This is a genomic window from Methanofollis aquaemaris (genome assembly GCF_017357525.1).
Classification (GTDB): Archaea; Halobacteriota; Methanomicrobia; order Methanomicrobiales; family Methanofollaceae; genus Methanofollis; species Methanofollis aquaemaris.
Window position 1 is genome coordinate 119,504 of the sequence record NZ_CP036172.1, and the last position, 17,871, is coordinate 137,374.

Below are 17,871 nucleotides of genomic sequence, written 5' to 3' on the forward strand. Positions count from 1 at the left end.
GTACGCGGTGAAATGATTGAGTCTGTATGTCTTCACAGGTTTCCATTTCCGTCCCCGCCGACGTCCCCGAGACGGCGCGGGAGACCTATATCCAGAACCTTACCACCATCACCCATGGCACCGGCCGCCTGATGCTCTTTGCCGGAGACCAGAAGATCGAACACCTCAACGACGACTTTTATGGTGAGAACATCCCGGCCGACGACGCCGACCCCGAGCACCTCTTCAGGGTTGCGAAGCAGGGACGCATCGGCGTCTTTGCAACGCAGATCGGGCTCGTCGCCAGGTATGGATCAGATTACCCTGAAGTTCCCTATCTCGTCAAACTCAACTCCAAGACCCACCTGGTCAAGACCGCCCAGAAAGACCCGGTCAGCCCGCTCCTCACCACCGTCGAGCAGGTCGTCCGCTTCCGCGATCAGAGCGGCCTGAAGATCGCAGGCGTCGGCTACACCATCTACCTCGGCTCCGAGTTCGAGGACCGGATGCTCAAAGAGGCGGCCGAGGTCGTCAACGAGGCCCACCAGCACGGCCTGATCACCGTGCTCTGGATCTATCCGCGGGGTGCGGCGGTCAAGGACGAGAAAGACCCCCACCTCATCGCCGGGGCGACCGGTGTGGCCGCGTGTCTGGGCTCTGACTTCGTCAAGGTGAACGCCCCCAAGAAAGACGGCGCCTCCGCGGCCGACCTCCTCAAGGAAGCGACCCTTGCCGCAGGCCGGACCTCGGTCGTCTGCGCCGGCGGGTCGAGCGTCGACGAGGAGACCTTCCTCAGACAACTCTACGACCAGATCCACACCGGCGGCGCACACGGCAACGCCACCGGTCGCAACCTCCACCAGAAGTCCCTGGGCGAGGCGGTCAGGATGTGCAACGCCATCTCGGCCATCACCCTCGACGACGCCTCCGTCGAGGACGCCCTCGCGCTCCTGAAGGGCAACTGAAACCCTCTCCTCTTTTCGGCCCTCCTGAGGGGGGCGGTCTTCTTATAGGGGATCTGATATAGAGAATCTCGGAGTTGTGGATTATGACGACACTGCGCGAATATCTGGAGTCCGCAGGCTGCGAGGCCGGGCTGCGGGATCTCATCCTGCTCATCGGCAGACAGGCGACCCCGATCAGGGAGGCCTTCATCACCCACCAGGCCTATGTCGATTCCGAGAATGTCTTCGGTGAACAGCAGGCCGCGATGGACACCTGGGCCGACGCCTGGATCACCCGCGTCCTCGGCGAGTCGGGACTGATCCGGGAACTCGCCTCCGAAGAGCAGGAAGAGGTGGCGGTCTTCCCTGACTCGGCCCATGAGTATGCGATCGTGATGGACCCGATGGACGGGTCGTCGCTCATCCAGACCAACCTCTCGGTCGGGACGATCATCGGGATCTTCGGGAACGGCAGCGTGATGCAGTCGGGACGAAACCTGAAGGCCGCCCTCTATCTGCTCTACGGCCCGATGACCACGCTCACCCTCTCGGTCGGGCAGGGCGTGCAGGTCTTTGCGATGGACAAAGACGGGGAGTACCGCCTCCTCCACCGGGACATGACCATCCCGGAGGGGAAGAACTACGGCACCGGCGGGACGCGCCCGACCTGGGTCGCACCCCACCGCGCCTTCATCGAAGCGATCGAGGAGGAAGGGGCGAAGATCCGGTACACCGGATCCTTCGTGGCCGACTTCCACCAGATCCTCACCTACGGCGGGGTCTACTGTTATCCGGCCCTCAACGAGAAACCGACCGGCAAACTCCGCCTCCTCTATGAGGCCATCCCCATCGGGTTCATCGCCGAACAGGCGGGAGGGAAGACCTCGGACGGTCGCCAGAGTCTTCTCGACATCGTTCCCGAAAAACCGCACCAGCGCACTCCCATCTATGTCGGGAGTCCGGGGATGATCCGGAAGGTGGAGGCGGCCTTCGGGACCAGGCGATGAACGCGGTCACCGTCCTCACCGCCGACCTCGGCGGCTACCCGGCCGGGATGCGGGCCCACCCTCTCGTCGTCGAGACGGCGGCGAAGATGTTCAGGGCCGAGCACGGCGGGGTGATCGCCGACTCGTTCGTGACGCGGGCCGGCGGGAGACTTGCCTGCGCGGTCACCCACCAGGACGGCGCGGCGGTCGAGGTCCTCTGTGACCGCGTGCTCTCCGCGTGTGCAAAGACCGCCGGAGAGACCGGACTCATCGGCCCCGGCGATGCGGAGACGGTCACCCTGCCCGTTGACGAGGAAGGGGCCGAGTTACTCGTCTTCCTCACTGCCGGAGCAAAAGCCGGGGCATGGGACCGACCCCTTGCCGGACTCTATGCCGACCCCTTCACCTCTCCGGGTCTGGTCGGCGACCCCCTGATGCACCCGGGCTTCGAGTTTGTCTGCGACGACGGCGCGGCCTTCGGCACGCCGGAAGAGACCTACGACCTCCTCGGCCATCTGAAAGCCGGCGGGAGGGTGCGGAAGGTCAGGCGAAAGGACGGACTCTCTGCCGCCGCCGCGGGTGCCGGCGCCGACCCCGCTCTCATCCTCAGGGCAGGCCCCGGCCTTCCTGATGTCGTGACGGCCCTCGGCGTCGCTGCGTCACCCGGGTCAGGGCTCATGCCGGTCGGCCTCTGCGACCTCGGCCCGACCCGCCCGAAGACCGCCTGCCTCGGGTTCTCGGTCCGCGATCTGATGCTCGTCGGCCCGGCCGATCTCTACGACGACCCGACCTACGAGCGGGCACGGACACACACCCGGCCGCCGGCCTGGCCGTGAGTCCCCCTATTTTCCCCCGGAACCCGGCTAAAAAAGAGATTCAGGGACGATGGAAAGATTAAATACTTTCCACCTCCACATAACCTCAGATGGTCAACAGTATCGTTCTGCCGGTCAAGAAAGTTTTTTCGCTTGTCGATTCTAAAATCGTCGTTGAGATCAAGGACGAAGGGAAGAAACTTCAGGGCAGGCTCGTCGCCGTCGACGAACACATGAACCTGCACATGGATGAGACGATCGAGTACAACGGCGACCAGCGGGGGCGCACCCTCGGCACCGTCGTCATCAGAGGGAACAACATTCTGACGATCTCACCCCTCGTCTGATGGGCCATGCCGTCTATCGAAGATGAAGCGCTGAAGGTCATCCAGTCCAGGCCCGATGGGGTGCTCCAGAGTGAACTCTGGAAGCTCCTCAACATCGACAGCCGGAAATGCTCGAGGGTCGTGCGCAGGATCGCCGACGCCGGTCTTATCGACCGGATCGAGTTCAGGGAAGAGGGGATCAAGACCTACCGTCTGAAGGCACGCAAGCAGGCGGCCGACCCCTCCCTGCTCATGGCCGGGGAAGAACTGATCCCCTGCATCGCCTGCGAGCTCGACTGTAATGTCGAGCAGTGCCCACTTCTCATGGACTGGATGTACGAACTCGCAATCTCTGAGATGAGTAGCGAGTGAAGAGGGGGATTACTCCCTCCTCCTCCCAAGCAGGATCAGAGCCGCGCCGACCCCGACCAGGACACCGCCTCCGGCCACAAGCGCCGGGAGGGGAATGCCCTCTTTTATTTCTTCAAGTTCCGCAGCCGGCACCTGCTCTCGTCCCGGTTCTTCTGTTGTTGTTTTCTCAGGTTTCACGGTCGTGCTGATGGTCTCGATGAACGCGGTCGGTATGGGCTCCTCAACAGACGGTGCCCCAAGAGTATACAGGAAACCGCAGTGGTCGCCGCTGCCGGTCGAGAGGGCGAGCATCGTGCTGTCCCCTGCGAGGGCGACCCCGCTGACGGTCGCCTGCATCGTCTCTTCCCAGAGCACCGTGCCGTTCTCAGAGAAAAGGTAGACCCGCCGGTCCTGCGACCCGGCCGCGACCGTCCCGTCGGCCGCGACCGAGACACTATGTACCCGGTTCTGTGCGGCATACTCCCATCTGAGATCGCCGCTGGCCCGGTCGTAGAGATGGACCCGGTAGTCCTGCGACCCTGAGGCCAGCAGTCTGCCGTCAGGCGAGAGCGCGACCGCCGCGATCCCTTTCGCAGTCGGTTGTTCCCGGAGGAGGGTGCCGTTTCTGGTGAAGAGATAGACATTGTTCCCCGCGCCTGCGGCAATGTACTCGCCGTCTCCTGATATCGAGACCGAGAGCACATCGTCGACTGTCTCGTTCTGCCAGATCTCTCCCTTGCCTCTTTCAAGCAGGTAGACCTTCTTGTTGTCGCTCCCGACGACGATGTAGGTGCCGTCAGGACTGATCGCGACCGAATAGGCAAAAAATCCCGGATCCCACTGCCAGTCGAGATCTCCCTCCCTGGTGAAGACCCGCACCTTCTCCGAAGCCTGGACCACATATTCTCCGTTCTCCGATATCGCCGAACCAAAGACCGGACACCCGGTCGGATGGTCCCAGAGAAGCGTGCCGTTCCTGTCAAAGAAATAGATCGCCCCCTTATCCCTTGTCCCGAAGGCCGCGTACGAGCCGTCCGGTGAGATGGACGCTGTCAGGACTTCGCTCCCGAACACCTCCTCCCATGCTCTCTCACCTCGCACTTCCTGAGCAGCCGCTCCCCCGCAGATCGAGAGCAGGAGCAGTACAAAAAGAACTCTTTCTATCATTTCGTCCCCCCGGATGACCCGGCACCATCGGTGCCATGACTGTCAGGCACTCATATCGTGAAAAATATATAATTGTTGCGCTCATGCCGGGGAGGTCTGCGATCCTGTCATCCGATTCTATTGGGTGCCCATCCGTCGCCGGAGGGAGAACCTATATATCCCACCCGGACAACTCCTGCCCGATGGCCCGGTTGTACGGAGATGACCAGGGCGTCTCCCCTCAGATCGGCGCACTTCTCCTCACAGTGGTGACTATGATTCTCTTCCTTGTCGTCCTGGCCATTGTGTTGAGTTTTCAGCTCTCTTTCGATCTCTTCCCGCAGGACGAGCCCTGCATCTTCGAGATCGAGAAGGTCACCCATAATGACGAAAAGTTTGCCAGCAGGGTCACCCTCTGGTACAACAAAACCCCGACCCAGCCGGTGGACGACGTGGAATCGCGCCTGAAAAAGTTATTCGGATGGGAGAGAGTGGAGCCCGACCGCGAGAAAGTCTATGACACAGACGATCTCTGGGCACGCTTTTATCGGAACGGTGAACTGATCGACGTCAAGATCCCAACTCTGTACACTCCGAATTTCATCAAGACACACCATTACGGCGTCCAGACGACAAACGGCCGAAAAAGTTGGTGTCAAAACGGCAAGATCACCATTAACTTCAAAGACCGCACCTTCAGGCCGGGCGACACCGTGAGAGTAGAGATCTACTCGAAGTCGGAGGAACGCCTCATCTCTGCCGACACGTATATCGCATAGCCGCGCGTGCGGCGAGCCTGGCGGTCCTGAGTGGTTCGGGCACCTTCCCCTCCAGGGTGAAGACGTCGACCAGCGCCCCGGCCTCATGCACATCAATTCCCGCCGCCCGCAGATAGATGGTGTGGCCGGTGCGGAGGGTGCGCGCCGTGCGCGCTCCCAGGCGGCGGTACGCCTCCAGACGCTCCTCGTCGCCGGGAAAATGCGCGCGGATCTCTTCCTCAAGCCCTTCTGAGTCCTCGTAGGTGACGACGACGACCGGCACGCCGGTTTCTCGCCAGACCTGTTCGGGATCGATGATATTGTACCAGGCGATGACGCACCCGCTCAGCATGATCAGATTGACGTCTTCCCTTTCAAGGTCTGCAAAGAGCGCAATGACCGCATCGGTGGCATCCGTGCCCCCGACAGCCACCTCTCCAAACCCGAAACCGTCGATGATCCCGTCCCTGCGCATCACCACCCCGGCCAGGGTGGAGCGTTCCCGCCCCCTGAAACTCTCGGCGATCCCCAGGGCCCGCAACCCCTTCTTCGCCAGATGCATGGAAGCACTTATGATTATGGCTTTTAAATAGTATTTCAATGGAGATCGAGAGAGACCAGGTGTGCATCCTGATTCCGACACTGAACGAAGCCCCCACCATTGCAGGACTGATCAGTGCCTTCCATACCATGGGCTACCGCCACATCATGGTCATGGACGGCAACAGCACCGACGGCACCCGGGATCTGGCCAGAGAGGCCGGTGCCGATGTCCGCGTCCAGACCGGGAAGGGGAAGGGCAACGCCGTCATCGAGGCCGCCGAACTCATCGATCTCCCCTATGCCCTGATGCTCGACGGCGACGGGACCTATCTGCCTGAAGACGCGGAAAAAATGCTGGAACCCCTCTTCAAGGGCTACGACCATGTGATCGGGGACCGTCTTGCCTACCCCGAGTCAGGCGCCTTCACCGGCCTGAACCTCTTTGGCAACAAGGTCATCAACTTCTTCTTCAAGGTCGCCCACGGCCACGACCTCCACGACATCCTCTCAGGTTACCGGGCCTTCACCCTCTCCTCGCTGCGGGAGATGCACCTCCAGGAGGCGGGCTTTGAGATCGAGACCGAGATGGCCGTCCAGTCGGTCAAGTGCGACCAGCGGGTCGCGGTCGTCCCGACCAGGTACCTCCCGAGGCCGGGCACGCCCACCAAACTCAACCCCCTTCAGGACGGGTTCAGGATCACCTCGGCCATCTACCGGCTTGCACGAGTGAACAACCCGCTCTTCTACTTCGGGCTGATCGGGATCGGGATCTCGGCGGTTGGCGGGGTGCTCGCCCTGTACGTCCTCTATGAGTGGCTCAACCATGTCGAGCACCTGCCGCTGACCGTCCTCACCGTCCTCCTCATCGTGGTCGGTTTCGAGATCTTCATGTTCGGCGTGATCAGCGACATGCTCCTCTCCTTCCACCGCGAGGTGATGAGGGAGATTCAGCGGTTGCAACCGCCGAAGAAACCTGAGTAGGCGAGCACCCGGCACGAGTGCTCGGCAAGCGAGGTGAGAAGATAGGCCCGGTCGAGGTCGTCGGCGGCCGCGAAGGTGCCGTGGCCCCTGGCGATGACAAGCGGCCCCTTTTCCAGGGCCGCCGCCACATTTTCGGCAAGTTCCTCGGTCCCCGGCGCCCCGCCGACGACCGGGATCTCAGGGCAGAGCATCTCGCCCTCGCTGTCCACCGGCACAATTTTGGAGAGGACGACCGAGGCCGCGACCGCGTGGGCCGGATGGGCATGGACGACCGCCCGGTATCCGGTCCTCCGGTAGATCGCCTGGTGGACCAGGTACTCGCTGGACGCCCCGACGGGCGCCGGTCCTTCGAGCGGGACCAGGACCGGTGCGCCCGGCACGTCGAGGTATGCCCCGGTCCGCGTGATGAAGAATCCGTCCTCGGCCCGCAGGCTGATGTTCCCGAAATTTCCTCCGACAAGCCCCTCAGAGAAGAGCCTCTTTCCTATTCTGACAAATTCCTTATCCGGCACTCTTCACACCTCTCTGTCCTGCAATACTCCTTTGCATACTCGACGATCCAGGCATGCGCCCGTGCGTACGCCTCTGCGTCCTCGGGAAGCGCCCGCTCGAAGAGCCGGCGCAGTTCGGGATCGGCCGCGGTGATCCCCATACACCGGCAGACCTGTCTGGTGTAGGCATCGATCACAAAGGCCGACCGACCGAAGGCATAGCAGAGGATACTGTCCGCGGTCTCCTCGCCGACGCCGCGAACCGCCAGGAGTTCCTCGCGCAGTCGCACCGTCGGCATGGCCCCCAGGGCCCCTACCCCGCCGAGTTCCTCCACCCGCCCGCAGAGCGCCTTCAGGCGTTCGGTCTTCACCCGGAAAAACCCGGTCGGCCGCACCGCCGCCTCGATCGTCTCGCGCTCCGTCCCGACGACCCCCGCGACCGAGCAGCACCCGGCCTCCTTCAGGTTGGCGATGGCCCGCGTCACATTCTCCCAGCGCGTCTGCTGGGTGAGGACGGCCCCGATGACCACCTCTTCGGGAGGCGCCTCCCACCATGAGATCGCACCGTAACGGCCTTCGAGCTCCTGCAAAAGGGCCTGAATTCTCGCGTCTATCTCCATGGAAAAGAAAAAAATAATTGCCTGCACCTGCAGGGGCCGCTTCCGGCCTTATTCTTCCTCGATCAGAGGTTTGAGGTAATCTTCCAGGGCGTCGGCCCTGGTTACCCCTTCCAGTTTCTGGATGACCTGATCATTTTTCTCGATGATCAGCGTCGGGACAACCCTGATACCGTACTTCACCGCGGCTTCCATGTCCTGGTCGACATCAACCTTCCTGATCTCGACCTGCTCGCCGAGTTTTTCCTTGAGTTCTTCGAGGATGGGCGTCTGCATCTTGCAGGGCCCGCACCATGTCGCAAAAAAGTCAGTCAGCACTGGTCTGCTCATAATTTCTCCCTCACGTTTCATGATCATCGGCCAGGGAATTTAAAAGACTTTCGAGCGTCTCCGCGTCGACGGGTCGTTCAAGCCGTTTGACGACTTTTCCGTCCATCTCGATGACGATGGTCGGCACGGTCGTGAGCCGGTAGGCCGAGACCAGGTCCCGTCGTTCTGCGACATCGACCTTTTGCACCTCGACCCGATCTCCCAGCCGTCCTGTCACCTCGTCCACCGCCGCCGTCTGTTCCCTGCACGGCCCGCACCACTCCGAGTAGAAGTCGATGAGCACAAGCCTTGCCATGGGGGAGGTGGTAGGCAGGAGAGAGATGATATAGGTTCTGGTGGTTGTGGCGGGCCGGGCATACTGCTCCGTGATTGGGGCGGGAAGGCCGTGCCGAGTTCCGCCTCCTCCCTTCACACCAGAGCACCGGATGAGCACACCACTCATCACCACCCCCACCTATCCTCTGCCCCGTGGGGGGTCAGGGGGTAACGCCCCCCGCGCGAGACGCCGGTGTAGAATCATTCTGGGGAAGTGGCCTTTTGCTCTCACGCCTTCCCACACCATAAACGCCGGGGCGCTGCCTCTGAAACCCCCAGGATGAAGATTGGGTCAGGAAGGCATAGAGACAAACGTTTAGATGTTCGTGCTGTCCTCCATCGATATCAACTCCATGAGGAGGGGGATCAACCCTCATTCACCCTCATGGGGAATATGGAGGGTGGCAACTCCCTTCCAGTCAAGAGTTTTGGGATATGCTCAATGTTAAAAAACAGGTTTGATTTTAAATATTACACATCTGCTTCAGCGTAGGAGGTATAACATTGTGCACCAGTACTGGTACCAGATACACCTGCAACAGTTATAGACATCACTTTTGGAACTGGTTGCCCTCCAGCATAAGCATCGCCGCATTTAAATATTCCCGTCCCTTCATAAATTGTACCGAATCCATGCATCTGTTTATACTCGATTTCTTCGACATACCAAACCGTTTCATCACCAAAACGCTTCATAGAATTTATATACCCTGATTGGGTCGCATAAACCCCATATGTTGCAGTGGTGTCTTCCCAGGTGGGTGTAGTACTGGGAGCAAAATGTTGTGCACCACCAATGGCCTTTATGTGTACAAACCATTCTTCTGTAGTTGGGTTATACCAGTAGTGAGTTGTAACATTAACTAATATCGAATAACCCCCTGATGCCTCTCCTGACTGTTTTGAGTCAGTCCCTAAATCGATCCAATCGGATGCACTTGCTGGCATGACAAATGCTGAAGCGCACAACAGTACCAACAGCACAAGTGCAGTTGAATAGATACTTCCTTTTTTCATCTTACTTCCCTCTTTGATTTTTGTACTGAGACACATAGAATTGTCCTTGGTGTCTCAGAGAGAACTTTGAGCTACAAATCCCATCATACTTTGAGAGGGGATTTATAGTCAACCCTCAATTGCATTCTTCAGCATATATAGTTTCTAGTACATTCAACTAATTCCAATGTGATATAATTTTTATTAACGTTATTTCTGGCCATATGTATGCAAAATAATCATTCATTGACCTGAAAGTAATATGTTTGCGGCTCTATAGGATCCTCTACATCTCTCAATATTAGGGTCAGAAAGATAGATAAAATACCCAAAGAACGTATTAATATCTCCAGATCTCTCTTAACACGGTGGAACAAGAGTCAACCCGCTCCTCGCCACCAACACTCTAGAATTACTATGAAAATAATCCTGAAACTCTATTCTGGAGTTATGGATGAGAATTTGAACCTACATATTTCCCTCATACTGATATACGAAGAAAAAAACCGTCCTTTTCCGCTGGGGGGCTGCCGCTCCCCGGTCCCCCTGCAGAAGATAGGGCAGAGCCCCCGGCGCGAGGATGGGAGAAGGCGATGAATGTATGCTCGCACTGAGAGGGGTGAGGATTTTACACCATTATCGGGCTCTATCTTCGAAGGAGGGTAGGGGGAGGAGAGTTTGGGATAATCTCAAAAAATAGGTTGGGTTTTTAAATTCACACGTCTTCTTCAGAGTAGGAGGTATAACACTGTGCACCACAACTGCTACCTGCCACTCCTGCAACAGTTATTGACATCACTTTTGGTGGATGGCCTCCAGGTCCACATTTTAATATCTTTGTCCCTTCATAAATTGTACCGAATCCATTCATCTGCTTATACTCGATTGTTTCGGCATACCAAACATCTTCATCACCAAACCTCTTATAACTGTCCATATAACCCGTTTGGGTCCCATAAACTCCATATGTTGCAGAGGTGTCTTGCCAATAAGGCGTAGAACTGTCTTTAAAGATTTGAGCACCACCGTTAGCCTTGATATGTACTTTCCACTCTTCTGTAGTTGGGTTATACCAGTAGTGTGTTGTAACGTCGACTGATATCGCGTAACCTCCTTTATTATCTCCTGAGTGAGCTGTCTTAGTTCCTAAGTCGATCCAATCGGATGCACTTGCTGGCATGACAAATGCTGAAGCGCACAACAGTACCAACAGCACAAGTGCTGTTGAATAGATACTTCCTTTTTTCATCTCACTTTCCTCTTTGATTTTTGTACTGAGAACCATGGAATTGTCCCTGGTGTCTCAGAGAGAGATTTGAGCTACAAATCCTATCATACTTTGAGAGAGGACTCATAGTCAACCCCCAATTTAATTTTGTAACCCATATAGTTTCTAGTACATTCAGCTAATTCTAATATGATCTTATTTTTATCAACGAGGTCATCCCAAAAGTCTTCACGCTTAAACCATCCCCCCGATCAAAAATGTTTTTCGACCCGGTAAAATTGCTTTTCTGGAGTGTGAATGCCTGGGGGTTGGCCACCCCCCCGACCCCCGGTGTCAGGATAAGGGGGAGGATGGTAAACCCCCATACCAGGACCTGAACGCTATCGTGGGAAACTCACGCGATAGAACGGCCCATGATCTTCATAAAGGTGATACAGCAACCGTCCCCCCTATCGTCTGCGGGGGTGGGTGCGGGAGGGGGTGGCAATCCCCTCCCGATCAGGAGTTTTGGGATATGCTCAACGTTATTTCTGGTTATATGTACCCAGAATAATCACTCATCAACCTGAAATAATATTTTCGCGGCTCCATAGGATTCTCCACTTTTGTGCTTGTTGAAAACTTCGACCTCTAAGTGCAAGCATGTATCTACGCCTTTCCTACCCCTCTCACTGAAAGTTCCTTCAAGATCAGAGTTTTTCTCAAACTCTCTCCGGTTGCATCCTCTGGGCCACCTCATGATTAGGACCAGAATGATAGATAAAAGGGCTGAAAAACGAATTAATGTCCCTAGATCTCTCTTAAGGCGGCGGAATGGGATCCAAGCCTGCTCCTCCATTAAAACCCTAAAATTTGAATATTATAGAAGGCTGTATTCATTCCGTTTTATTGATCTCTCTCTACTTCCATTATTCCAAATCCTTCTTGTTCAGGAAATGAACAGAATAGAAAAAGGTAAATAATTAAATGGCCGCCCTTGGAGCCGGAGTTCAGTCAACCTCCCCTGAAAGGGCGGTGGCCGAGTGTTCCGGGCCCCGCCAGAGAGGAATGTTCCACCGTCTCTTACTTCGAGAGGATCGCCATGATGATCTTCCCGTACGCCGGCCTGGTGATGAGCACACCGACGAAGACGCCCAGGATCGTGATGATGGCGAACCCGCGCAGGGTGGAGAGGTCCATCAGGGCGAGCGGGAGCATGGCGATGATCGTCGTCGACGCCGCCACCATGATGATCCCGAGCGCCCGACTGAGCCGCTTGAGGTATACGCTCGGCGAGGGCACCCTTCCCTCATGGAGCACCTCGTCGGTGATCACCACCAGTTGATCGATGCCTGTACCCATCACGGCGATGATACCGGCGATCGAGGCGAGATCGAGTTGCTGGATGAACCTGGCGATACCGAGCAGAATGATGATCTCGGCAAGGTTGGTTGCGATCATCGGCAGCACGATGCTCGGCTCGCGATACCGGTAGTAGACCACAACACCGACAATGATGAGGGCAAGGACTGCCGCGATGACACAGAGAACCTTGAAGTAGTCCCCGAGCGCCGCCGAGACCGAGCCTGAACCCGCGACCTTCACGTCCACCGGCAGAGACCCGGCCCGCAGGTGGATCTCGAGGTTCATCGCCTTCTCCATCCCATCCTCGCCGACGCCGGTCGAGGCGCTGAGTTCACGCACCGGGTTGGCCTTCAGGTTGTTGGCCAGTTTTATATCAAGTGGGGCGTTGTAGACGGACTCATTGTCCAGATACATGATCAGTTCGTGGTTCTGCGGGTCGTTGACGGCGTTGGACGAGATCGCCGCCTCCTGGAAGGCCTTCGCACCCGCTGCGTCGAGGGTGAAGCCCACACCCCACTTACCGTATTGGGGATCCTTCTCGGGCAGACCGACGCTGGTGATCGAGTCGCCGAAGAGGACGTGCTCGGTCTGGTTTCCGGTCGTCTGGACCCTGATCTCGAACTTGCCCTGCTTGCCGACGATCTCGTTGGCCGTCTCCATGTCGACGCCGGCGAGTTCGACCCTGACATACTGGGTGATCCCGTTGAGCCCGGTGAGGATATTCACCCGGGCGTCCTTGGTGCCCAGGCTGTTCACCTTCTCGTCGAGGATCCGCTTCACGTCCTCAGCCGTCTCCTTGGAGACGCCAGGGTTGACGGTGACGATCTCGGCCCCGGCCTGCTCGAAGAGCGGCCTGAGTTCGGCCTCGGTCATCGGTGTCCTGACCTCAAGCTGGTCTTGAGAGATCGGAATCACTTCGGCGTCCAGTTGTTTTGAGAGGTCGTTTGCGACGTCCTGGATCGCCCGGTCGGTCAGGACCGTGACCACCTCTGCCTGGAACTCCATCTGGAGCCAGGAGCCTTCCTGGAGGTCGAGACCATACTGAAGGTTGGTCGTGAACTTCCCGTCCTCGAAGTGCGGCCCGATGGCGATGATCGAGAAGATCACCAGGGCGACCATGAGGACGACCCGCCAGTCTCTGGAGAGTTTTCTGAGAATACTGTCCTCTTTCATGCGCGCCTCCCGTTCTTCTGCAACAGATATCCCTTGAGGATGCCGGCATTCAGCACCCAGGTGTTCATCAGGTCGACAAAGAGCCCGATCAGGAGCACCGCCGCGATCTGGGCGATGACCTCGACCTGGCCGAAGGCCGTGACCGCAAACATCGCCGCGATCGCCGCGATCGTCGTCGTCGTCATGATGATCCCGGTCCGGTAGGCTCCGGCGAGTTTCTCATCAAGTTTGCCCTGCCGCTTGAGGAGGCGGGTCGTGAGGAGAATGTCGCTGTCCACCGAATAACCGATGAGCATCAGGAGCGCCGCCGTCGTCGGCAGAGTGAGCTGGATCCCGACCACGTCCATGATCGCTGCGGTGATGGCGATATCGGAGAGGGCCGAGAGCACCACGGCGATGGAGGGGACGATGTCCCTGAAGGCCAGGAAGACGACGATGGCCATCCCGATGAAGGAGAAGATCAGGGCGAGGAGAGCCTGTTGCTGCAGGGCTTCACCGAAGGCCTCACCGATCTGATCGATCTTCTTGTCAGGATACCGGTCATTGACCTTCGTGACGAGGCTCTGATACTCGTCGTCGCTCATCGGACCGAACCTGATGTATTTTCCGCCGTTCAACCCTTCACCCACTGAGGTCAGGGGAAAACCGGCAAAGTACGCCTCAATATCCTCGACACTGTCATCGGTCATGACAGTGACCGCCGTTCCGCCGGCAAAATCTATGCCAGGCGTGACCGGCATCCCGGTGCTCAGCCAGTTGAACCCGAGCAGGCCGAGTGCCAGGAAAAGCAGGATGAGTGGCACCGCCACCATCTGCTTCGGGGCATATTTATTGACATCGTAGATATCAAAACCCATAACTACATACTCTGCAGAAGAGGGGATTAATATTTGGATAATATTTCTCGGCCCTTTTGCCGGTGTGATCTGATCGGTGCCGGTCGGCCGAATCATCTTTTTTCCTATGGGGGGGCAACGGATTCAGGAACAAATCGAAACATTGATATTATGTTCCATTCAACACCCGATTATGCGGTCGCCGGCCGATATCAGGACGGAGATTGAGACCCGCCTGAAGAAATATCTCTCCAGAGACAACACGGGTATCAGGCACGAGGTGCTCTCTTTCTTCGTTAAAATTAAGACGACGACAATCCCCAAACTCTACGAGACGATCTCCGGGAGTTTTGATATCAGTTATCACTCAGTGGCTTCGATGGTGGGCATCATCGCCTCAAGGATCGGTATTCTCCACGTGAAACGGGATCCCGAGGGGCCGAATGCCGTCTATGAGATCAAGGAGGCGTACGTCGGGATGGTCACCGGCCTCCTGAAGTGCGCCTGAACAGCGATCACAATGGTTTTACCTTCTCCGGCATCGAAGTATATGGGATGATGCAGGGCGGAAGGGACCTCTCTCCTGAGAGGATCACGGTTTCGGAAGACGTGGTCTCCTATGTTGAGGGACGGGACTGTGACTTCAGGGTCTGTACCTCCTGCGGGGGCCCTATTCTTCTCCCGATTGCGGTCAAATCCCCGAAATACACCGACGTCCAGGTGAGGGCCGGGCGGCGTATGATCTATATCTCCATGTACCAGGCGCCATATCTCGACACCATCGGGATGGAGATGGTGCCCTCGTACTACCGGGAGTGAGCATGTCGTTCATCGAAGTGCCCCATCCGGCCGATGTAAAGGTGCGCGTCCGGGCGGACGACTGCAACACTCTCTTTGCCGAGGCGGCGCGGGCGATGTTCTCGGTGATGTACGTCACCGCCGAAGACCGCGGGGTCGAACGCACCCTCGCCGTCTCCTCCGACGACCTCACTTCCCTGATGGTCGACTTCCTCTCAGAACTCCTCTATATCTCCGAGGTCGACCGGGTGGTCTTCTCCACCTTCGAGGTCGAAATCGACGGGACCGATCTCAAGGCCAGGGCCTTCGGCGAACCCTTCGACCCCGCGCGGCACCTCGGGGGCATGGAGATCAAGGGGGTCTCGTACTCGGGGCTCGGGATCGTCAGGGATGGAGAACAGTTTTGTAGTGAGATACTCTTTGATGTGTGAGATGGGTCCGATGCTTGAGGGGATGAAGAAGATCGATGAGGTGGAGTGGGAGGTGCCGGTCGGGTACGTGCCCGGGATGCGGGTACCGGCCAGGTTCTTCCTCTCCGAAGACCTTGAAGAATCGCTGGAGGAAGGTGCCGTCCACCAGTTGGCAAATGTCGCCACCCTGCCGGGGATCGTCAGGCACGCACTTGCCATGCCTGACATCCACTCGGGATACGGCTTCCCGATCGGGGGCGTTGCGGCGTTCCGGGAAGAGACCGGGATCATATCGCCGGGCGGCGTCGGCTACGACATCAACTGCGGTGTCCGTCTCCTTGCCACGCCGTTGCGGGTCGAAGACCTCACGCAGATGCGTGCGCTGGTCGAAGAACTCTTCAGGACAGTGCCCACCGGCGTCGGCGCCGAGAGCAGGATGCGCCTCTCGGCCCGCGGGCTCGAGGAGATGCTGGTCGAGGGCGTGCCCTGGGCCGTGCGAGAGGGCTACGGTATCGAGGCCGACGCCGTTCACTGCGAAGAGAACGGCCAGATGCAGGGTGCCGACGCGGTGCCGGTGAGCAAGCGGGCCAGAAAACGCGGCATGCCCCAGGCCGGCACCCTCGGCGCGGGCAACCACTTCCTCGAAGTCCAGGCCGTCGACAAAGTCTTCGACCCCGGAGTCGCCGCGGTCTACGGCCTCGAAGAGGGGCAGGTCTGCTGCATGATCCACTGCGGCTCCAGGGGCCTGGGCCACCAGGTCTGCACCGACCACCTGCGGGTGCTTGAGTCGGCGACCAGGAGATATGGGATCGAGATCCCTGACCGGCAACTTGCCTGCGCCCCGGTTCACTCGCCTGAGGGCGAGGCGTACTTCGGGGCGATGGCCGCCGCGGCCAACTATGCCTGGGTGAACCGGCAGGTGATCACCCACGAGGTGAGGAAGGTCTTCTCCAGGCTCTTCGGGATCGAGTACGAGGAGATGCCCCTCGTCTATGATGTCGCCCACAATGTCGCCAAGCGCGAGGTGCACGATACCGACGGGAGACGGGAGACTCTCTATGTCCACCGCAAAGGGGCGACCAGGGCCTTCGGGCCGGGACGCGTCGAGGTGCCGCAGGACTACCGGGCGGTCGGCCAGCCGGTGATCATTCCGGGGAGCATGGGCAGTTTCTCCTATGTCCTCCACGGCACCGGCACCGCGATGGAGCGGACCTTCGGGAGCACCTGCCACGGCGCCGGTCGGGTGATGAGCCGTACCGCGGCGAAGAAATCGATGCCAGGCAAAGAAGTGAGAGAGGCCCTTCTGGGACGGGGGATCTATGTCAGGGCGACCAGCGACGCTTCGATCGCCGAAGAGGCCCCGGCAGCGTACAAGGAGAGCGACAAGGTCGTCGACACCGTCACCCGCGCCGGCCTCTCCATGCCGGTCGTTCGTCTCCGTCCCCTCGGAGTGATCAAAGGATGACGACGAAGGCGGCCGTCCTCTGGGACCAGCCCGGCACCTTCAACCGGTACGTCGACGAGTGCTGCGGGATCTGCTGCGAGCACCTCACCCAGCACCTCATCGCCGCCCCCTTCTTCCGCGGCCGGTACGTGGCCCTGGTCATCCCGACCGGGTTTGCGAACCAGGCCTACTCCCGACTTCTGCCGGGACTGCGGGCGGCCTCGGGCAGGATCGAGCGGTTCGTCGAGAACGGCGGCCGGCTCCTCGTCTTCGGTGCCGCCGACGAACGGCCGGGTGCCTACGACTGGCTCCCCTTCGAGGTGGAGTACAGATTCGAGTTCGGGCAGAGGAGCCTGGGCTTCGCCGACGGCGAAGAGCGGTATGCCCCGATCCTCGATGGCTACGACCTCGCCGCCGTCGAGACCGACGGGTTCTTCCCCGCGCACGAGGGGGAGGTCGTCGCCGGGACCCCTGAGGGCCAGGCGGTGATCATCAGAAAGGACATCGGCGACGGTGAGATCCTGGTCACCAGCACCCACGAATATCCGTCTGCAAAATTTATGGGCACTTTCTGCACCGCGGAAAGAGAAACCTTATTCTAGAAGAACGTAATGGAGTGTACTGGTGGGACCATGGACCAGTATATCATCTCTGCCTCGTCCACGTCCGACGACCTCCTGCCGATGGTGATGGCGCTCCACCATCTCCTCGGCGGGCTCCCGGTCACGGCGCGTTCCAGAGACGTTCCGGGCCTGCGGGTCGAGGATAAGAAAGTGCTCGACGACCGGTATACCGGTCCGGTGCTCGAAGCCGCGATCCAGGGGAACGAACTGAAGAAAACTGTTCCTCGGTCCGGCCCGTACCGGGGGGTGCCGGTCGTCGTCGCCCCGGTGCGGGACGGCACCGGCACGGCGATCGGCGCCATCGGCGTCGTCGATATCACCGGCATCTTCGACCTTGCCACGCTCATGGAGCATCAGTCTGCGATCCTGCAGCAGGTCTGTGGAAAAGATCCCTGTCCACTCCCGACAGAATCTGTCGCTGCGAAAAGGTAATGGCC

General features: G+C 58.8%; 24 protein-coding genes. 13 read left to right on the forward strand and 11 right to left on the reverse strand.

The genetic code is table 11. The features are described 5' to 3' along the window. Positions 1-26: 26 nt before the first annotated feature. The 5 genes from RJ40_RS00535 (at position 27) to RJ40_RS00555 (ending at position 3,422) form a co-directional block, all read left to right on the forward strand. Entirely contained in the window at positions 27-944 is a 918-nt protein-coding gene (locus RJ40_RS00535; RefSeq protein WP_265581391.1) for a beta/alpha barrel domain-containing protein, read from the forward strand. 83 nt (positions 945-1,027) lie between these two features. Then, positions 1,028-1,930, forward strand: coding sequence for a class 1 fructose-bisphosphatase (locus tag RJ40_RS00540; RefSeq protein ID WP_265581392.1), 903 nt, complete (start codon positions 1,028-1,030; stop codon positions 1,928-1,930). Beyond that, complete coding sequence (locus RJ40_RS00545) at positions 1,927-2,745, forward strand: fructose 1,6-bisphosphatase (protein ID WP_265581393.1); 819 nt, start codon at positions 1,927-1,929, stop codon at positions 2,743-2,745. Before RJ40_RS00540 ends, RJ40_RS00545 begins: the two co-directional genes overlap by 4 nt. An 89-nt stretch (positions 2,746-2,834) precedes the next feature. Continuing rightward, positions 2,835-3,071: an LSM domain-containing protein gene (locus RJ40_RS00550; RefSeq protein ID WP_265581394.1), complete on the forward strand. Its 237-nt coding sequence runs from the start codon at positions 2,835-2,837 to the stop codon at positions 3,069-3,071. A 6-nt stretch (positions 3,072-3,077) separates the two neighbouring features. Next, complete coding sequence (locus tag RJ40_RS00555; protein ID WP_265581395.1) at positions 3,078-3,422, forward strand: helix-turn-helix transcriptional regulator; 345 nt, start codon at positions 3,078-3,080, stop codon at positions 3,420-3,422. 9 nt (positions 3,423-3,431) lie between these two features. Here RJ40_RS00555 and RJ40_RS00560 read toward each other — a convergent pair whose 3' ends face one another. Next, on the reverse strand, positions 3,432-4,568 hold the full coding sequence (locus tag RJ40_RS00560) for a WD40 repeat domain-containing protein (RefSeq protein ID WP_265581396.1): 1,137 nt from the start codon (positions 4,566-4,568) through the stop codon (positions 3,432-3,434). Positions 4,569-4,822: 254 nt separating this feature from the next. On the opposite strand from RJ40_RS00560, the gene RJ40_RS00565 reads away from it, so the two are divergent. Next, the gene (locus tag RJ40_RS00565) at positions 4,823-5,326 is read left to right on the forward strand and encodes a hypothetical protein (protein ID WP_394357391.1); all 504 of its coding nucleotides are present in this window, start codon (positions 4,823-4,825) and stop codon (positions 5,324-5,326) included. Here the strand turns inward: RJ40_RS00565 and RJ40_RS00570 are convergent. Further along, the gene (locus RJ40_RS00570; protein WP_265581398.1) at positions 5,298-5,867 is read right to left on the reverse strand and encodes an endonuclease dU; all 570 of its coding nucleotides are present in this window, start codon (positions 5,865-5,867) and stop codon (positions 5,298-5,300) included. The genes RJ40_RS00565 and RJ40_RS00570 overlap by 29 nt on opposite strands. Before the next feature lie 38 nt (positions 5,868-5,905). On the opposite strand from RJ40_RS00570, the gene aglJ reads away from it, so the two are divergent. Next, the gene (gene aglJ / locus RJ40_RS00575) at positions 5,906-6,829 is read left to right on the forward strand and encodes an S-layer glycoprotein N-glycosyltransferase AglJ (protein WP_265581399.1); all 924 of its coding nucleotides are present in this window, start codon (positions 5,906-5,908) and stop codon (positions 6,827-6,829) included. On the opposite strand, the gene RJ40_RS00580 is transcribed toward aglJ, so the two are convergent. The 9 genes from RJ40_RS00580 to RJ40_RS00620 all read right to left on the reverse strand — a co-directional run bounded on the left by RJ40_RS00580 (position 6,796) and on the right by RJ40_RS00620 (position 14,180). After that, positions 6,796-7,341 carry an aldolase gene (locus tag RJ40_RS00580; RefSeq protein WP_265581400.1) on the reverse strand — a complete coding sequence of 182 codons (546 nt, stop codon included), beginning with the start codon at positions 7,339-7,341 and terminating at the stop codon, positions 6,796-6,798. The two genes, aglJ and RJ40_RS00580, sit on opposite strands and share 34 nt — an antisense overlap. Continuing rightward, positions 7,314-7,910 (reverse strand): endonuclease III domain-containing protein, encoded by a 597-nt coding sequence (locus RJ40_RS00585; RefSeq protein ID WP_265581401.1) that lies wholly within the window; start codon positions 7,908-7,910, stop codon positions 7,314-7,316. The genes RJ40_RS00580 and RJ40_RS00585 overlap by 28 nt, the downstream gene beginning before the upstream one ends. A gap of 78 nt (positions 7,911-7,988) precedes the next feature. After that, complete coding sequence (gene trxA / locus RJ40_RS00590; protein WP_265581402.1) at positions 7,989-8,267, reverse strand: thioredoxin; 279 nt, start codon at positions 8,265-8,267, stop codon at positions 7,989-7,991. Positions 8,268-8,277: 10 nt separating this feature from the next. After that, complete coding sequence (locus RJ40_RS00595; protein ID WP_265581403.1) at positions 8,278-8,709, reverse strand: thioredoxin family protein; 432 nt, start codon at positions 8,707-8,709, stop codon at positions 8,278-8,280. Between the two features lie 344 nt (positions 8,710-9,053). Then, positions 9,054-9,599, reverse strand: a complete 546-nt coding sequence (locus RJ40_RS00600; protein WP_265581404.1) for a hypothetical protein — start codon at positions 9,597-9,599, stop codon at positions 9,054-9,056. A gap of 694 nt (positions 9,600-10,293) precedes the next feature. Continuing rightward, positions 10,294-10,863: a hypothetical protein gene (locus RJ40_RS00605; RefSeq protein ID WP_265581405.1), complete on the reverse strand. Its 570-nt coding sequence runs from the start codon at positions 10,861-10,863 to the stop codon at positions 10,294-10,296. Between the two features lie 496 nt (positions 10,864-11,359). Next, positions 11,360-11,644 (reverse strand): hypothetical protein, encoded by a 285-nt coding sequence (locus tag RJ40_RS00610; protein ID WP_265581406.1) that lies wholly within the window; start codon positions 11,642-11,644, stop codon positions 11,360-11,362. Positions 11,645-11,868: 224 nt separating this feature from the next. After that, the gene (locus RJ40_RS00615; RefSeq protein ID WP_265581407.1) at positions 11,869-13,323 is read right to left on the reverse strand and encodes a preprotein translocase subunit SecD; all 1,455 of its coding nucleotides are present in this window, start codon (positions 13,321-13,323) and stop codon (positions 11,869-11,871) included. Continuing rightward, on the reverse strand, positions 13,320-14,180 hold the full coding sequence (locus tag RJ40_RS00620; RefSeq protein ID WP_265581408.1) for a protein translocase subunit SecF: 861 nt from the start codon (positions 14,178-14,180) through the stop codon (positions 13,320-13,322). Before RJ40_RS00620 ends, RJ40_RS00615 begins: the two co-directional genes overlap by 4 nt. A gap of 172 nt (positions 14,181-14,352) precedes the next feature. Between RJ40_RS00620 and RJ40_RS00625 the strand changes: the two genes are divergently transcribed. The 6 genes from RJ40_RS00625 to RJ40_RS00650 are packed head-to-tail and all read left to right on the forward strand — an operon-like array spanning position 14,353 to position 17,866. Continuing rightward, complete coding sequence (locus tag RJ40_RS00625) at positions 14,353-14,667, forward strand: DUF2551 domain-containing protein (RefSeq protein WP_265581409.1); 315 nt, start codon at positions 14,353-14,355, stop codon at positions 14,665-14,667. 47 nt (positions 14,668-14,714) lie between these two features. Beyond that, positions 14,715-14,978 carry a hypothetical protein gene (locus tag RJ40_RS00630; RefSeq protein ID WP_265581411.1) on the forward strand — a complete coding sequence of 88 codons (264 nt, stop codon included), beginning with the start codon at positions 14,715-14,717 and terminating at the stop codon, positions 14,976-14,978. Between the two features lie 2 nt (positions 14,979-14,980). Continuing rightward, positions 14,981-15,388 (forward strand): archease, encoded by a 408-nt coding sequence (locus RJ40_RS00635; protein ID WP_265581413.1) that lies wholly within the window; start codon positions 14,981-14,983, stop codon positions 15,386-15,388. Between the two features lie 10 nt (positions 15,389-15,398). Further along, on the forward strand, positions 15,399-16,832 hold the full coding sequence (locus RJ40_RS00640) for an RtcB family protein (protein ID WP_322743907.1): 1,434 nt from the start codon (positions 15,399-15,401) through the stop codon (positions 16,830-16,832). Beyond that, a complete protein-coding gene (locus RJ40_RS00645) occupies positions 16,829-17,413 on the forward strand; it encodes a type 1 glutamine amidotransferase family protein (protein ID WP_265581414.1) in 585 nt (194 codons plus the stop codon). The genes RJ40_RS00640 and RJ40_RS00645 overlap by 4 nt, the downstream gene beginning before the upstream one ends. 30 nt (positions 17,414-17,443) lie before the next feature. After that, the gene (locus tag RJ40_RS00650) at positions 17,444-17,866 is read left to right on the forward strand and encodes a DUF2111 domain-containing protein (protein WP_265581415.1); all 423 of its coding nucleotides are present in this window, start codon (positions 17,444-17,446) and stop codon (positions 17,864-17,866) included. The last annotated feature ends 5 nt before the right edge of the window (positions 17,867-17,871 follow it).